The following is a 14,483-nucleotide window of genomic DNA, read 5'->3' on the forward strand; positions in this document are numbered from 1 at the left end:
ACAGCAGTTAAGCTCTCCAGCGCCGATGGTAGTTGGGGCTTTGCCCCTGCAAGAGTAGGACGCCGCCAGGCAACAATATACATACATGGCTAGCGCTGATTGATTAGGAAGACTTTGATTATGGTCTCAAGGAAATAGCCGCTAAGGTTGTCATGCAGTGAATAATACTACACTATTCATTCACGCATTGATTTTACTACTTGTATATTCCACAGTAGCTCAGCGGTAGAGCAATCGGCTGTTAACCGATCAGTCGCAGGTTCGATTCCTGCCTGTGGAGCCATGGAGAGCTGTCCGAGAGGCCGAAGGAGCACGATTGGAAATCGTGTAGACCGCGATAGCGGTCTCGAGGGTTCGAATCCCTCGCTCTCCGCCATTTTCAATGGCCCGTTGGTCAAGTGGTTAAGACACCGCCCTTTCACGGCGGTAACACGGGTTCGAATCCCGTACGGGTCACCACTTAATATGGAGGATTAGCTCAGCTGGGAGAGCACCTGCCTTACAAGCAGGGGGTCGCAGGTTCGAGCCCTGCATCCTCCACCATTTAAACTATATATCGCGGGGTGGAGCAGTCTGGTAGCTCGTTGGGCTCATAACCCAAAGGTCGCAAGTTCAAATCTTGCCCCCGCAACCAAATCACTTCTATTTTCTAATTTGGTCCGGTAGTTCAGCTGGTTAGAATGCCTGCCTGTCACGCAGGAGGTCGCGGGTTCGAGTCCCGTCCGGACCGCCACTAATATTTGATTCAATATACATATTAATTTATTTGTAGAATGGTAAGATATTTATTTGGTTCAGCAATAACGAATACCATTTTGGCTCTGTAGCTCAGTCGGTAGAGCAACGGACTGAAAATCCGTGTGTCGGCGGTTCGATTCCGTCCGGAGCCACCATTTATTTGGAGGGGTAGCGAAGTGGCTAAACGCGGCGGACTGTAAATCCGCTCCCTCAGGGTTCGGGAGTTCGAATCTCTCCCCCTCCACCATTTTGTATATAGGGGTATAGTTTAATGGTAAAACGAAGGTCTCCAAAACCTTTGATGTGGGTTCGATTCCTACTACCCCTGCCATTTAATATATGATGGCGGTCGTGGCGAAGCGGTTAACGCACCGGATTGTGGCTCCGGCATACGTGGGTTCGATCCCCACCGGTCGCCCCATTTATAATTCAATAATTGGGCCATAGCCAAGCGGTAAGGCATCGGGTTTTGATCCCGTGTATCCCAGGTTCGAATCCTGGTGGCCCAGCCATATTGCGGAAGTAGTTCAGTGGTAGAACACCACCTTGCCAAGGTGGGGGTCGCGGGTTCGAATCCCGTCTTCCGCTCCATTTGATAATCGGTTTTGGCGGTATAGCCAAGTGGTAAGGCAGAGGTCTGCAAAACCTTTATCACCGGTTCAAATCCGGTTACCGCCTCCAACACATGCCGGTGTGGCGGAATTGGCAGACGCGCACGACTCAAAATCGTGTTCCTTCGGGAGTGTCGGTTCGACCCCGACCACCGGTATCAATATACGTTATTATAACGGCGTTCTAGCAAAACTAGGACGTCGTTTTTTGTGTTTTTTAAGTGATTGCGTCGACAATTAAACGTAGTCGCCTGTCTTTAATAAATTCTATACTGTTAAAATTTGCTTCTATTGAATGGAGAGAAATACTAAAACATGTTCGAAACGGTGTTAAAGTCACTATTATACATAATAAAAATTACGAGGAGAGTGTTAGAAGAATCCATACTTAATTGTACCGACATTGAAGGAGTAAAAAATCTTCGAAGGATTATTTAACATAATTACAAAGTTTGCCAATATTATTTACTTCAATTTCTACCGTATCTCCTGATTTCAACGGACAGCTTCCAGAAGGAGAACCAGTTGCGAGAATATCACCGGGCTCCAGTGTCATTACTTCTGAAATCCAGCTAATAAGGTAAGGAATGGAAAGTGACATCTGATTCGTATTACTGTTTTGAACGACTTTTGCGTTTAAAGTCGTTACAATTTTTAAGTTAGTTGGATCGATGCCTGTTACGATATAAGGGCCTAAGGGTCCAAAGGTATCGAACCCTTTCCCTCTTGTAAACTGCGGGTCAGATTTGGTAAGATCTCTTGCTGTTATATCGTTAAAAATCGTACATCCAAAAACGTAATCTAATGCTTCTTCCTCTTTTATATTTTTACCGCGTTTTCCAATAACTAGTGCGACTTCTCCTTCCAATTCTACCTGGTTCGATAATTTGGCAGGTGGTAAAATGATTTCACCTTGATCAGGGATAAGAGATGAATTTGGCTTTAAAAACAGAAAAGGTTCCGTGAGATCTGCTTCTCCACCAGTCTCTTGAGCATGCTCAGCATATGTCCAACCAAAATTAACAATTTTTGAAGGGACTACTGGCTCCAGAATCTTTACATCATTATATTTAACCCATACGCTATCATATTTAAGTTCATTGTTAACAAGCTCCGTAAATGTACTGGATAATTGTATAATTTCGTCACCCTTAACAATCTCGTAATACCTTTTATCATTATATTCGTAACGAACTATTTTTTGTCCTTTTTGTATTATCCTCATATATATATAGCCCCTTATTCACCTGATAAAGTTGGTGCACATTTTACTTTTAATTTATCTCCGTTTATTTTGCACAACAATGACCTTTTTACTAATACTTGAACCAGCATAAGTAATTACAAAAACAAGCCACTATTCTCATCATTCCCTTGGCAGCATTTTTGTATTAATTCTGATTCATTCCTTTAAATGTTATAATTATAGTTAATACAGCTTTTAAAGTATGTTGAATCAACCGCAAATGGCAATAAGTATACATTTCATTAGAGCTCGGCACAGGTAGCCGTTTTTCATAAAAATTGGAGATGATGATATTGATGAAGCAAGTGGGGGCTTTTCTATTACGCGGTATAGGCGGCGTGTTTGGTTACTCCTTTATTTGGCTGATCAGTTTTTTTGTATTTGAACAAGGATTTTTCCTTTCTGTATTATATGCTTTTTTTGGAGGGGGATTTGTTTTCTTTTCCTTAAAAGGTGTGCAGCGGGGTCTAGATATTAAAAGAAGTGGGTTGAAGGCGGGAGAGTACCGCTATATCACAAAAAATTTAAAGGAAGCAAAGAAGAAGATTTCACGTTTGCAAAAGGTATTATTTCGTGTGAGAAACTTTCGGGATGCAAAGCAGAATTTACTTCTAATGCAGATCGTACGCAAAATTTATACGAATACTAAAAAAGAACCGGAACGTTTTTACAAGGCAGAACGATTTTATTATAAAAACTTGGACTCCCTCGTGGAAATAGCAGAAAAATATGCTTATTTGCAGCAGCAGCCTGCAAAAAACGCTGAAATGTCCAAAGCCTTAGCCGATACACGTGATACGATGCACATGTTAACCGGTACAGTGAATAATGATTTGCATTATATGTTAAGGGACGATTTTGAAGTATTGGATGTTGAATTAGAAACGGCCAGACGTACGATTAGTGATAAGAACAATGATAACAGGAGGATATCCGAATGAGTGAAAACACAGAACGTAATCGCGATGCAATGGATGATTTATTAGCAAATCCATTTGGTGAACAAAATCAAAATCAACAGCAAACACCAACGGAAAGCGGGGAGGATCAAGACAATAAATTAGTGGATACACTAAGTGAAGAGGATCGGAAAAGGGCAATGGATTTGTCTGAGCAAATTGATCCGGACAATTATCAGTCTATTACAGAATATGGAACAGACGCACAGTCAAAACTGATGAATTTTTCCCATTCAATGCTCGATAATGTAAAAAATAAAGATGTCGGTGACATTAGTTCTATCTTAACGGATTTAATGAAAAGACTGGAGCAAGTCAATCCGGATGAACTGCAGCCGGAAAAACGCGGCTTATTCTCGCGTGTTTTCGGAAAGGTTTCCGGTTCGGTTAATGAAATAATGTCTAAATATCAAAAAACCGGTGCGCAAATTGATAAAATCAGTATTAAATTGGAGCGCAGCAAAGATGTATTAACAAAAGACAATAATTTGCTGCAGGAAATGTTTTATAAAAACCGTGATTACTTTGATGCTTTAAATGTTTATATTGCAGCAGGCGAGGTGAAAAGGGACAAGCTTATCAATACAACCATTCCTGAATTAAAACAAAAAGCTGAGCAGACTCAAAATCAAATGGATACGCAAGAGGTCAATGACGTTATGCAATTTGCAGAACGGCTTGATAAACGGCTGCATGATTTAAGGTTGAGCAAACAAATCACACTGCAAACCGCCCCGCAAATTCGCTTGATTCAAAATACCAATCAGGCGTTGGTAGAGAAAATCCAATCATCGATTTTGACATCCATACCACTTTGGAAAAATCAGATTGCGATTGCACTTACACTCCTTCGCCAGCAAAATGCTGTGGAGGCTCAGAAAGAAGTATCTAAAACTACAAATGAGTTACTGCTGAAAAATTCAGATATGCTCAAAACCAATACAATTGAAACTGCAAAAGAAAATGAGCGTGGCGTGGTAGATATTGAAACATTAAAGAAAACGCAGGAAAATTTACTATCAACCATTGAAGAAACAATGCGCATCCAAACAGAAGGACGTGAAAAACGGAAACAGGCAGAGGAAGAAATAACTGGAATGGAAAATGAAATGAAACAAAAACTCCTGGAACTTGGAACCAATCGTTCATAGAGTATAAAATAGATGAAAAGCTTACCAAGAAAAACTCTCTTTTTACAAAATAGGGGGTTTTTTAATTGAAAAAACTGTTTCAACCATGGCGCCAGCAGGTCTTAAGTTTCAGTACAAAAAGTGTGAATAAACTATTTTTGCGGGATTCCATTTGCTAATAGGTAAAAAGGAATATTTTTGATATAATTGTATAGGGAAATTTATCTGATTAAGGTGGAAAATATATGAAAATAGTTTGTACTGGATATGGTATACTGGCTCCAAAGACAAAAAATGTTGACGAGTATCTGTACAATTTAAAAAATGGCGTATGTTCACTTGAGGTTGTGGATCAGGAAGGGCCAAAAGGGGAATCCAACATTCTTGGTGTCGTTAATGAAGGGTTGGAAGAGTTTAAAGCTAATAAAAGAATAAACAGGCTTCCAAAAGTGACGAAAATGGGAATTTCTGCAGCAAAGGAAGCCATGAAATCTGCTAGAATAAATATAGATGATAAAAAAGTGGGGATTTTCTTCGGATTATCTCTTGGATCGACCGGAGAAAGGATTCTTCGGGATGGCATTCAATTTGTAAATGACGGGGACTATAGAAAAATTCCCATTACATATGCTCATTATGCCAATTATCACAGTATAACATCCTCAATTGCTCATTCTATTGGGGTAAAGGGTATTACAAAAACAATTTCCACCGGGTGTACGGCTAGTTTAGAAGCGGTTGAAGAAGCAATGCTTTATTTAAAAAGCGGTAAAATTGATGTGGCGATTGTTGGCGGAACGGACAGTCCTATCAGTAAAATAACTACTTATTCTTTTGCTAAAACAAGGGTAATCCCGCTCAACCAGACACTTGGAGAAGGGGCTGTTCCATTTCAGGAGGGAAGCAAAGGTTTTGCGATGGCAGAAGCATCAGGTGCTATTGTATTGGAAAGAGAAGAGGACGCCATAAACCGATCAGCAGATATAAAAGGTGAAATGGTTGATGTTGTATCAAATAATGACGGGGTCTATATATACTCGCTGGATGACACTGGTGAACAAATGATGAATGCCTTGCGAGAAGTGACAGAAGGCCGCCGTCCGGATTATATTAACAGTAATGCACTTGGTATAAAACTGAATGATCAAATTGAAAAAAAGTGCTCTGAGTTATTGTTTAACAATGAGATACCTTATACTTCCATAAAGAGTATGTATGGAAATTCCTTCGGGGCAGTTGGTATTTTACAGGTGATTTCTTCGCTTTTGAGTGTGCAGAACGGGTTCATACCTCCAACCATCCACACGTCAAAAGAAGGTTATGAAACTATGAATATACCTTTAGAAACAAGATTTGAAGATGTGAATGAAGTTGCCATCACCAACCATGGGTATGGCGGTAATAATGCATGTGCTTATGTGAGAAGACATATAATTTAGCGATGCAATAGTAAGGGGTGAGGCTTACGATTACAGGATTGTTAATTTGTACAATAGGGTTAATTCCTTTAGTTTTGGGTTTAAGTATCAAGATGATTTATAAAGAGTCAAAAGTATCTTCCGTTCTGTTTATATATATGGCTTTAATAACGATTTGGCAGTTTAATGTGGGAATACTTTATTTTGGAAATGTTCTCCCTGAAAATGTTGTTCTATTTCTTTTTAAATTGTTTAGAGCTGGGCCTACACTTTCGATTATCGTTGTGTTTTATCTAACCTATATATTTATAAAAGACCAACCAGCCATGCTGAAAGAATCCAGTGGACTGACGAAAACGCTGCTTAAGCTTTTTAACAAAAAGGCACTTGTTTTCTTTAGTATTTGGAGTGGAATTATTTATTTAATAAATTGGACAAATATGGGGATAAAAGGACTAAGGTTACAGGATACAAATTCAACGACATTCATTCATTTCCCTGAATACGGACCTTTGGCGTGGCTGTATATCGTACATATGAGCAGTTTTATTGTTTTTTTGCTGGTTGTCTATGTTGTATCACAGAAAATAGCCAATCAGAATTTCAAAGCCTTTTTAAAAGGGTTTTGTCTACATTCTTTTATTTGGTTGATAGTGCCTGGTTTTTTGAATTTCTCACCCGAAACTGGGGCAATCCCAAGCAGTATCGGTGTTGTCATTTTCTCTGCAGCTATTGTACATGAGTTTATTAAGCTGAGCACAAACTTGAAAGAAAATTATTACCAATTAATGGAGCGACAGAAAAAACTGGATTATACCGGGAATTTAGCCGGGAGTTTAATTCACGAGGTGAAAAATACCAACGAAATCATCAAAGGTTTTTCAAAATCCCTCAATAATAGTGAGACGATGACAGAGCAGAATAAAGGCTCACTGGAAATGATTCAGAAATCATCTGAACACCTGGGAAAGCTAGTGAATAATTACAAGGGATATATGAAATCTTCAGATCAGGTAATGAAAAAAGAGGATTTGGAATCCATTATCGGACAGGCGATGGATTTTTCATCGGCTATGGGTAAGGAAAATAATGTCGAAATGGAGTTTGTGAATCCTTTTAAACAGCTTACGGTGTATGTGAATAGAACGAATCTGGAACAAGTTTTTATCAATCTGATTAAGAATAGTATTGAGGCAATGCCGGATGACAGGGAGAAGAAGGAAATCACGATTTCCACCGGAATTGATAATGGAATGATTATAATTCATTTGCTTGACACCGGAAAAGGGATTAATCCGGAAAATTGGCAGAGCGTTTTTGATCCGTTTATTTCATTTGGTGATAGAGGAATGGGAATGGGTCTGCCTTTCGTGAAAAAGACGATTATCGAACATTTGGGTAATATAGAGATCATTGATAGTTCACCAAAAGGAACACATTTTCGAATCGAACTCCCGCTGAATGGAGCATTGAATATGAATTAAGGAATCTGTGCAATGCAGATTCCTTTGTTCTGAAGCAGTAACCTAAACAATCAGATTTTGTACACCATTATGATTGTTGCCTACTGAGATTCTTTTAAAAAGGCGATATCTTCATTTGATAAGGGCTCATTGTTAATTTTTACCCTTCCACCATCTGTCCCTTCCAGCATCACTTTTCCATCTGCAAAATCTTTCTCTGTAAGAACGCATGGGATGTCCCTCTCCACAAGATTTCCGTCATTATTGTAAAACAAGTATCCTTCTTTTTTGTCATATATAAATGAATTGATTTTCATATTTGGCGTAATGAATAACGTTAATTTTTCGTTGTCATTCCACATTATTTTTATTAGAATTTTTTTGTTCAATTTCTTTTCCGCTAAAGCTTTTAAAGCGTTTAATGAGATGGCTTCTTCCATTATCTGACCTCCATGCTGCTCATTCTAGAATTAGCTCACTACTTCAATCTTAATATTTTTTGATTTCTGAAACAAGAATACATTATTTTTTACATGTTATAATACCGTGAGACGATACTACTGGAGAAGACGTTGTATGTTATGAAGTGTGAAAGTTAGTGCAGCAGGTAATTCGGTTATATTCTTAACGAAAGGTGTTATTATTGCTTTATCCAAAGGATTTGGATGAAGCGGTTGTTGTCTTTAAAAGGTAAACAGTCTGCCGCTTAATGCTTCATCAGGATGTTAAGCGGCGCCATGTTTATTGAAAGTAGCAAATGCCTGGATCTGCGGTATTGAACTGTTTTGGAAACAGAAATTCTTCTGTATACGGTGATGTTTCGCCCATTTTGAGATATTTATATGTAATTTGTGCCAGAAATTCCTTGGCCGTCCAAACATCATATCTGCCTGTTAGGATATCGTTCATAACATTCAGGGACAACATGTTCATGGCTTCCAAATCACACATTGCGGTGGCTTCACCCTTTGTGCGTTCTAACGTAATACTTCCATCGAATGCGGCTATAGCATCATATAAGTGTGGCGGCACTTGATAATTAATGGTTTGTTCCAGAAAGTCAGGATGAGGATGGGGGAAATTGTGCGGTTTGGTGTCCCGGTGAACGATTGTATGCTTCCACGGACCGTTATGATACCAAATAAGTCTGCTCACTGTTGCTTCCTGGGGGTGATCATATTTTTCAATCATCTTTTTTGCGCCTTTCAAAGGTTTGCCTTCCCAGTTATATAAAACCTCGTTTACATATTTGTCCATGATATAATCGCCTCCATGTCAATTGCCTGGAGGTATTGTATGGTACGTTGGAAAGCAGTGTTACTATGTTCTTTGCTGGTTTATAGATTTTTAATACAATCCGTTCCAGAGGGTAAGTCAATAATCCATGCTTCATAATCCCCCTAAACTCGTTAATCTGGCGTACGAGTGTCTGTAGCTGAAGCCATCCTTCATTTTTTTGTGATGATGTTGGGATAAAGTTCGATAAAATATTCACTTAAAGAGGCACTGCAATCAATAAGCAAAAAGGCATCTCATATGGATAATTTTGAGATGCCTTTTTCTTATTAAAACGCAGCTGTCCAGCCGCCATCAGCAGTAATGACTGTACCGTTGACAAAACTTGCATCATCCGAAGCCAGGAATAATGCTGCTTTGGCAATTTCCTCAGGCTGCCCGACACGAGGCATCACGTCCTGTGCCGGTTTGGTTCGTTCCATACCAAACTGATTGACGTTTTCCATGGAGGATGAAATATTAGTTGCTACACCTCCAGGAGCAATTGCGTTGCAGCGGATTCCTTTCTGTGCATACATATAGCCTGTATTTTTCGTCATACCAATTACCGCATGTTTTGATGCGCCGTATGCCGCACCAGCATGAGCACCGTTAAATCCACCGGTTGAAGCGGTGTTAATAATGACGCCGTTTTCTTTTTCCAGAAAAATCGGCAGTGCCTTGCGCATCGCCCGCATAACACCCTTCGTATTAACATCAAAAATGAGGTCCCAGCGTTCATCAAGAACATCTCCGACTGGTTCAAATCCATCCATGATACCAGCATTATTGACAAGAATATCCAATGTTCCATATTCATTGACGGCTGTATCAACCATGGTATCGATGTCTTCCTGCTTTGCAACGTTTACTTGTACTGCTTTAGCAGGCCCATTCGTTTCTGTGATTTCTTTTACGGTCGCTTCAGCGCCTTCCAGATTTAAATCAGCTGCAATAACTTTTGCCCCTTCCTCAGAATATAATTTCGCAATTTCTTTTCCCATACCGGAAGCTGCGCCGGTAACGATCGCTACTTTATCTTTTAATTTCAATTTCATTCCTCCTCAACTTTTATTGAACATCTGTCTAATAAAAATTATACTGGATAGTGAAGCAAACTACAAACAACGGAAAAGGCGACTAGTGTTCAGTAATGGACACTTATTTTTAAATGCGTTCAATATTGGGGTGAAAAATTTGAAACAGGATTTGCGGATAATAAAAACACAGGAAAACCTGCGTTATGCTTTGCTGAAATTATTGAAATCAAAACCGCTGGAATCCATTACAATTGCGGAACTGTGCCGTTTGGCAAAAATAAATCGGGGTACATTTTATCTGCACTATAAGGATGTCCATGGTGTTTTTAAACATTATGTGGAAGTCATCGTCGAAGATTTGTGGAGGTCGTATGAGGAGCCATATCATAAAACAAACTATAAGATTGAAAAAATCCAGGCAGACATGATCAAAATTTTCCATCATGTTAAGGAGTATCAGGATTTTTATCAAATTGTTTTTGATGAACGGGTACCGATGATGTATTATTACTTGCTGTTCGATACAATCCGTTCGTTTATGAGGGAATCTGTCGATGAAGCCTTGCAGAGGGCAGAACCTGGCATGAATTCAGATTATCTTATCAGCTATCAGACCAATGCCATCCTGGGAATTTTAATAGAATGGCATCGTCAAAGTTACAAAACCTCCATCCAAGAGTTGAATAAGCAGCTATTTGACATTTTATCCATCAACAGTCCGTTTCGTAAAAATGATTGACATGGAGTGAACTCCATCTTTTACACTAACAATAATTAAAAGATGGGAAGTGATGGGATTGGCAATTGTCACCTATGTGTTGATTGGATTGTATGCTGGATTAACAGGTCTTGCGGGTGTTATACAGTGGAAAGAAAAGGATTATAAGGTTCGTTCGTTGTTATTTGTAATTACAGCAGTCAGTCTGTTGGCAGTTTTATGGATTCCAGATGTAAATACAATGCTTTTTTTGTTGGTCACTGTTTTTATAATATTGCACATTCTGGCAGTGACAGAAGGGTTAAAGAGAAACGGGGTACTTCATTATCGTCATCATGCAATTCGTTTAGCTTTTCATATCGGTCTGATTTTCTTAGTCTTTAAATATATAAATTAGCAGGTGAAACGATGAGAATAAGTGAATTCGCACAACTAACGGGTATTAGTAAGGATACAATTCGATATTATGAAAAGATCGGCCTTCTTCATCCGGCATTACATAACAATCAACGTGATTATACGAATCAGGACATATCAAACGTAGATACAATAATCAAGCTGAAAGGCACCGGATTTTCATTAAAAGAAATAAAAATTCTTTTCGATTGGTCAAAAGATGCCGACCATGAGAGGGAGCTGACAGTAGAAGAAATCCAAAATCTGTTAAAAATAAAGGATTTGTTTCAAGTTAAATATGAGCAAATCCTTCAGCAGGAAGAAAAAATAAAAGAAGTAAAACAGGTCCTGAAGTCAGCGGATCACAAAATAGAGTTCTTGCTTCAGAAGAATAATGGAGGGGATTAAAATCCGCTTGCTCATTTTGATTTGTGAAACGGGAATTTAGACAATGTCTTTGTCATTAATATATCATATAAGTGTGAAATCTTTTTTTGAAAGGATGGATAAATTGAAAATTCTAGTTGTAGGTGCAAACGGTCAAATTGGAAAGCATCTTGTTTCATTGATACAGCAAAGCGATGGTTTTGAAGCTAAAGTAATGATTCGCAAGCAGGAGCAGGCAGCATACTTTGAAAATCTGGGTGCGGAAACGGCAGTTGTGGATTTAGAAGGAGAGATTGAGCCAATTGAACAAGCTGCGGACGGTGTCGATGCAGTTGTATTCACAGCGGGTTCCGGTGGCCATACAGGAAAAGATAAAACGATTATGGTTGATTTGGATGGCGCTGTCAAAACCATTGAAGCGGCCAAGGCTGCTAATGTAAAGCGCTTTGTTATGATCAGTTCGTTTGACACAACCCGTGAAGCCATTCAGGAGGCAAATGAATCCTTTGCTCCATACGTCATTGCAAAACACTATGCAGACGATTGGCTGCGAAAGACCGATTTGGATTATACAATTGTTCATCCTGGCCTGTTGACAAATGATACAGGAACGAATCAAGTAGAGTTGGCGGGAAAAGTGACTCGAGGTGAGGTCCCTAGAGAGGACATAGCACGTGTTATTTTGGCAAGCTTACAGGATGAAACAACGGTCGGAAAGGAATTTCAGGTTGTGGGCGGCAACACACCTGTCAATGAAGCAATAAAATTGGTTTAACGGATAGCATCTAAACAAAAGACAATTTGCCCATAAGGCGAATTGTCTTATTGCTGTATCTTTCATAAGGAAAGTGACTGCCAAACAACATTGAATAGAAAGGGTGCTCAACTATGCAATCATTACAGGTCAAAAAAGCATTAATCACTGGAGGGAGCCGTGGAATTGGACGAGCCACAGCACTGGAACTAGCGAATGAAGGTGTCGAACTTGGCCTGATAGCAAGTTCTGAGGAAAGCTTTGACACAATAAGAACGGAATTAACCGAAGCAGGTGCTACCTTCACAACGGCTGCTGCTGATGTGACCGACGAAGCAGCAGTTCAAAAAGCAGTAGGCGAAATCGAAAATTCGCTTGGCTCGATCGATATTCTTATTAACAATGCGGGAGTCGGGGCGCATGGATCTTTTCTGGAACTCGCAACGGATGATTGGAAGAAGGTGCTTGATACAAACGTGATGGGATTGGTTCATGTCACAAAAGCCGTATTGCCGGGTATGATCAAGCAGAACCGCGGCGACATTATTAATGTTTCTTCCATGTCCGGGCTGAAGGGTACAGAAGGATCCAGTGCTTACAGTGCATCAAAATTTGCGGTTATCGGTCTCAGTGAATCGTTAATGCAGGAGGTACGGCGCAACAATATCCGTGTCAGTGTGCTCACGCCGAGTCTTGTCGAAACGGATTTGACGCGGGGAGACGGACAGCGCAACCCTGATAAATTTACGCAGGCAGAAGACCTGGCTGAATATATGACTAGCCTTCTTAAACTGGAGCAGCGATCGTTCATTAAGACTTCAGCTATTTGGGCAACGAATCCGTTTTAATGGCGAACATAGTGTAATTTGGTCAATACCCGGGAACGCCAGAATAACATAGTTTGTCAATCGGTGAACATCGGTAAATAATATTCAATAAACGTGCATCGGATTAGTGATTCGGTGCATTATTTTTTACATTTAACTAGTAAAATTTAACGCTTGACTTAGAGAATACGCCAGGGGATATACTGGTTATAGGGTAATTATTATAGAATGATTAAAATGCGGAGGAATGTAATTGTGAAACGGTTTATTTTATTGTTAATGATTGTGATTATTGGTTATGTTTCAAAGCCGTTATGGGAAGAACCGGTTCAACAATTTGTTCCTTCATCTGTAGGGGATTCCATTCAGTCCGCAGTTGATTCAATAAAAGATAATCCGGATATCAATTCGGTAATTGGTACGTTGAATCAGCAATTGAACGCCCTGTTTGCGAACATTGATAATTTCTCGTCAGAATCAAATGATACAAACGTGAAAACACCGGAATTATCAGTTCCTGAAGATCAAACATTTTCAATTCATAATATTGAATTAGGCGATTCCAAAGCAGAGGTCGAGCAGGAAGCTGGGGAACCGCAGCGAATTTCAGAAAATGAATATGGTGTTAACTGGGCAGCCTATCATGATAACTATGAAAATTTTATCATGGTTGCTTATGGTGAAGAAAATAGTGTTCGCGGCCTTTATACGAATCAGGATTTGATCGCCTCATCAACAGGAATAAAACAGGGGAGCGATAAACAATTGGTCCGGGAGAAACTCGGTACACCGGAGTCAAGCATCAGAAAAGGTTTGACTAACTATAGGATTAACAGTAATGGGGAATATGATGTGTTCCGGCTTGACAACAGCTATATCACAGTTTTTTATGATAAACATGAAAACAATACAGTTGCAGCGATTCAGATTATCGGTGAAAAACTCGAACAAAACAAAAATGCATTTTATACTAAACCAAATGAGGAACTGAAAGAAGGCTTGGAATATCAGTTATTTGATTTAACCAACGCGTCAAGGGCAAAATATGACCTCCCCATCTTAACATGGGATAATGATGCGAGAAATACGGCACGGGGGCATAGTTCAGACATGGCAGAGAATCAATATTTTTCCCATGTAAATTTACAAGGCGAATCGCCATTTGATCGTATGAGGGAAGACAATATTCGTTTTTATTCTGCCGGTGAAAACCTGGCATACGGTCAGTTCAGCAGCATTTTTGCCCATCAAGGGTTGATGAATTCCTTAGGGCACAGAAAAAATATTCTCCGGGAAGATTATGAATACTTAGGGGTTGGAGTGGCATTTAATAATGAGTCACAACCTTATTATACGGAAACATTTTTTAGTGGTCCCTCCGTTTCATAGAACGACAATGAATTTTCTGCGCTGGTTTGAGCTGATTTTTTAAAAGTCCTTTTTCTTCTAAAAGTGAAGGAAATAAAATGTGAAAGCGATTTTCAGGATCTGTCGCAAAGCTGAGAGTTTTTATATTGACAT

Annotated in this window: 14 protein-coding genes and 14 tRNA genes; 24 read left to right on the forward strand and 4 right to left on the reverse strand. The window is 39.5% G+C overall.

Features of this window, described 5'->3' with window-relative positions; translation table 11 throughout:
* The first annotated feature begins 208 nt into the window (after positions 1-208).
* From ABD010_RS04105 to ABD010_RS04170, 14 genes are all read left to right on the forward strand, one after another.
* Positions 209-283 (forward strand) — tRNA-Asn (locus ABD010_RS04105).
* Position 284: 1 nt separating this feature from the next.
* A tRNA-Ser gene (locus ABD010_RS04110) sits at positions 285-376 on the forward strand.
* Positions 377-384: 8 nt separating this feature from the next.
* Positions 385-459 (forward strand) — tRNA-Glu (locus ABD010_RS04115).
* 8 nt (positions 460-467) lie between these two features.
* Positions 468-543, forward strand: a tRNA-Val gene (locus ABD010_RS04120).
* A 14-nt stretch (positions 544-557) separates the two neighbouring features.
* Positions 558-634 (forward strand) — tRNA-Met (locus ABD010_RS04125).
* A 22-nt stretch (positions 635-656) separates the two neighbouring features.
* A tRNA-Asp gene (locus tag ABD010_RS04130) sits at positions 657-733 on the forward strand.
* Between the two features lie 84 nt (positions 734-817).
* A tRNA-Phe gene (locus ABD010_RS04135) sits at positions 818-893 on the forward strand.
* 7 nt (positions 894-900) lie between these two features.
* A tRNA-Tyr gene (locus ABD010_RS04140) sits at positions 901-985 on the forward strand.
* Positions 986-995: 10 nt separating this feature from the next.
* A tRNA-Trp gene (locus tag ABD010_RS04145) sits at positions 996-1,069 on the forward strand.
* A 14-nt stretch (positions 1,070-1,083) separates the two neighbouring features.
* Positions 1,084-1,159, forward strand: a tRNA-His gene (locus ABD010_RS04150).
* Positions 1,160-1,175: 16 nt separating this feature from the next.
* Positions 1,176-1,250, forward strand: a tRNA-Gln gene (locus ABD010_RS04155).
* Positions 1,251-1,254: 4 nt separating this feature from the next.
* Positions 1,255-1,329: transfer RNA gene (locus ABD010_RS04160), tRNA-Gly, on the forward strand.
* Between the two features lie 16 nt (positions 1,330-1,345).
* Positions 1,346-1,419 (forward strand) — tRNA-Cys (locus ABD010_RS04165).
* A 6-nt stretch (positions 1,420-1,425) separates the two neighbouring features.
* Positions 1,426-1,507 (forward strand) — tRNA-Leu (locus tag ABD010_RS04170).
* A 272-nt stretch (positions 1,508-1,779) separates the two neighbouring features.
* Here the strand turns inward: ABD010_RS04170 and ABD010_RS04175 are convergent.
* Positions 1,780-2,574, reverse strand: a complete 795-nt coding sequence (locus tag ABD010_RS04175) for a fumarylacetoacetate hydrolase family protein (protein WP_343810525.1) — start codon at positions 2,572-2,574, stop codon at positions 1,780-1,782.
* Positions 2,575-2,891: 317 nt separating this feature from the next.
* On the opposite strand from ABD010_RS04175, the gene ABD010_RS04180 reads away from it, so the two are divergent.
* The 4 genes from ABD010_RS04180 (at position 2,892) to ABD010_RS04195 (ending at position 7,586) form a co-directional block, all read left to right on the forward strand.
* The gene (locus ABD010_RS04180; RefSeq protein WP_343811033.1) at positions 2,892-3,536 is read left to right on the forward strand and encodes a 5-bromo-4-chloroindolyl phosphate hydrolysis family protein; all 645 of its coding nucleotides are present in this window, start codon (positions 2,892-2,894) and stop codon (positions 3,534-3,536) included.
* Positions 3,533-4,705: a toxic anion resistance protein gene (locus ABD010_RS04185; RefSeq protein WP_343810529.1), complete on the forward strand. Its 1,173-nt coding sequence runs from the start codon at positions 3,533-3,535 to the stop codon at positions 4,703-4,705. Before ABD010_RS04180 ends, ABD010_RS04185 begins: the two co-directional genes overlap by 4 nt.
* 224 nt (positions 4,706-4,929) lie before the next feature.
* Positions 4,930-6,123, forward strand: a complete 1,194-nt coding sequence (locus ABD010_RS04190; RefSeq protein WP_343810531.1) for a beta-ketoacyl synthase N-terminal-like domain-containing protein — start codon at positions 4,930-4,932, stop codon at positions 6,121-6,123.
* Positions 6,124-6,215: 92 nt separating this feature from the next.
* Entirely contained in the window at positions 6,216-7,586 is a 1,371-nt protein-coding gene (locus ABD010_RS04195; RefSeq protein WP_343810533.1) for a sensor histidine kinase, read from the forward strand.
* A gap of 80 nt (positions 7,587-7,666) precedes the next feature.
* Here ABD010_RS04195 and ABD010_RS04200 read toward each other — a convergent pair whose 3' ends face one another.
* The 3 genes from ABD010_RS04200 to ABD010_RS04210 all read right to left on the reverse strand — a co-directional run bounded on the left by ABD010_RS04200 (position 7,667) and on the right by ABD010_RS04210 (position 9,892).
* Complete coding sequence (locus ABD010_RS04200) at positions 7,667-8,005, reverse strand: hypothetical protein (RefSeq protein WP_343810535.1); 339 nt, start codon at positions 8,003-8,005, stop codon at positions 7,667-7,669.
* Between the two features lie 301 nt (positions 8,006-8,306).
* Positions 8,307-8,822 (reverse strand): hypothetical protein, encoded by a 516-nt coding sequence (locus ABD010_RS04205; RefSeq protein WP_343810537.1) that lies wholly within the window; start codon positions 8,820-8,822, stop codon positions 8,307-8,309.
* Between the two features lie 308 nt (positions 8,823-9,130).
* Positions 9,131-9,892, reverse strand: coding sequence for an SDR family oxidoreductase (locus ABD010_RS04210; RefSeq protein ID WP_343810539.1), 762 nt, complete (start codon positions 9,890-9,892; stop codon positions 9,131-9,133).
* A gap of 145 nt (positions 9,893-10,037) precedes the next feature.
* Here ABD010_RS04210 and ABD010_RS04215 point away from each other — a divergent pair, with 145 nt between their 5' ends.
* The 6 genes from ABD010_RS04215 (at position 10,038) to ABD010_RS04240 (ending at position 14,351) form a co-directional block, all read left to right on the forward strand.
* Positions 10,038-10,619, forward strand: a complete 582-nt coding sequence (locus tag ABD010_RS04215) for a TetR/AcrR family transcriptional regulator (protein ID WP_343810542.1) — start codon at positions 10,038-10,040, stop codon at positions 10,617-10,619.
* A gap of 52 nt (positions 10,620-10,671) precedes the next feature.
* Positions 10,672-10,995: a hypothetical protein gene (locus ABD010_RS04220; protein ID WP_343810544.1), complete on the forward strand. Its 324-nt coding sequence runs from the start codon at positions 10,672-10,674 to the stop codon at positions 10,993-10,995.
* A gap of 11 nt (positions 10,996-11,006) precedes the next feature.
* Complete coding sequence (locus ABD010_RS04225; RefSeq protein WP_343810547.1) at positions 11,007-11,402, forward strand: MerR family transcriptional regulator; 396 nt, start codon at positions 11,007-11,009, stop codon at positions 11,400-11,402.
* A 94-nt stretch (positions 11,403-11,496) separates the two neighbouring features.
* A complete protein-coding gene (locus ABD010_RS04230; RefSeq protein WP_343811035.1) occupies positions 11,497-12,156 on the forward strand; it encodes an SDR family oxidoreductase in 660 nt (219 codons plus the stop codon).
* A gap of 113 nt (positions 12,157-12,269) precedes the next feature.
* On the forward strand, positions 12,270-12,983 hold the full coding sequence (locus ABD010_RS04235; protein ID WP_343810549.1) for a 3-ketoacyl-ACP reductase: 714 nt from the start codon (positions 12,270-12,272) through the stop codon (positions 12,981-12,983).
* A gap of 234 nt (positions 12,984-13,217) precedes the next feature.
* The gene (locus tag ABD010_RS04240) at positions 13,218-14,351 is read left to right on the forward strand and encodes a CAP domain-containing protein (protein WP_343810550.1); all 1,134 of its coding nucleotides are present in this window, start codon (positions 13,218-13,220) and stop codon (positions 14,349-14,351) included.
* Positions 14,352-14,483: the final 132 nt, after the last annotated feature.

The organism is Virgibacillus siamensis, assembly GCF_039522605.1.
Lineage (GTDB): Bacteria > Bacillota > Bacilli > Bacillales > Amphibacillaceae > Lentibacillus > Lentibacillus siamensis.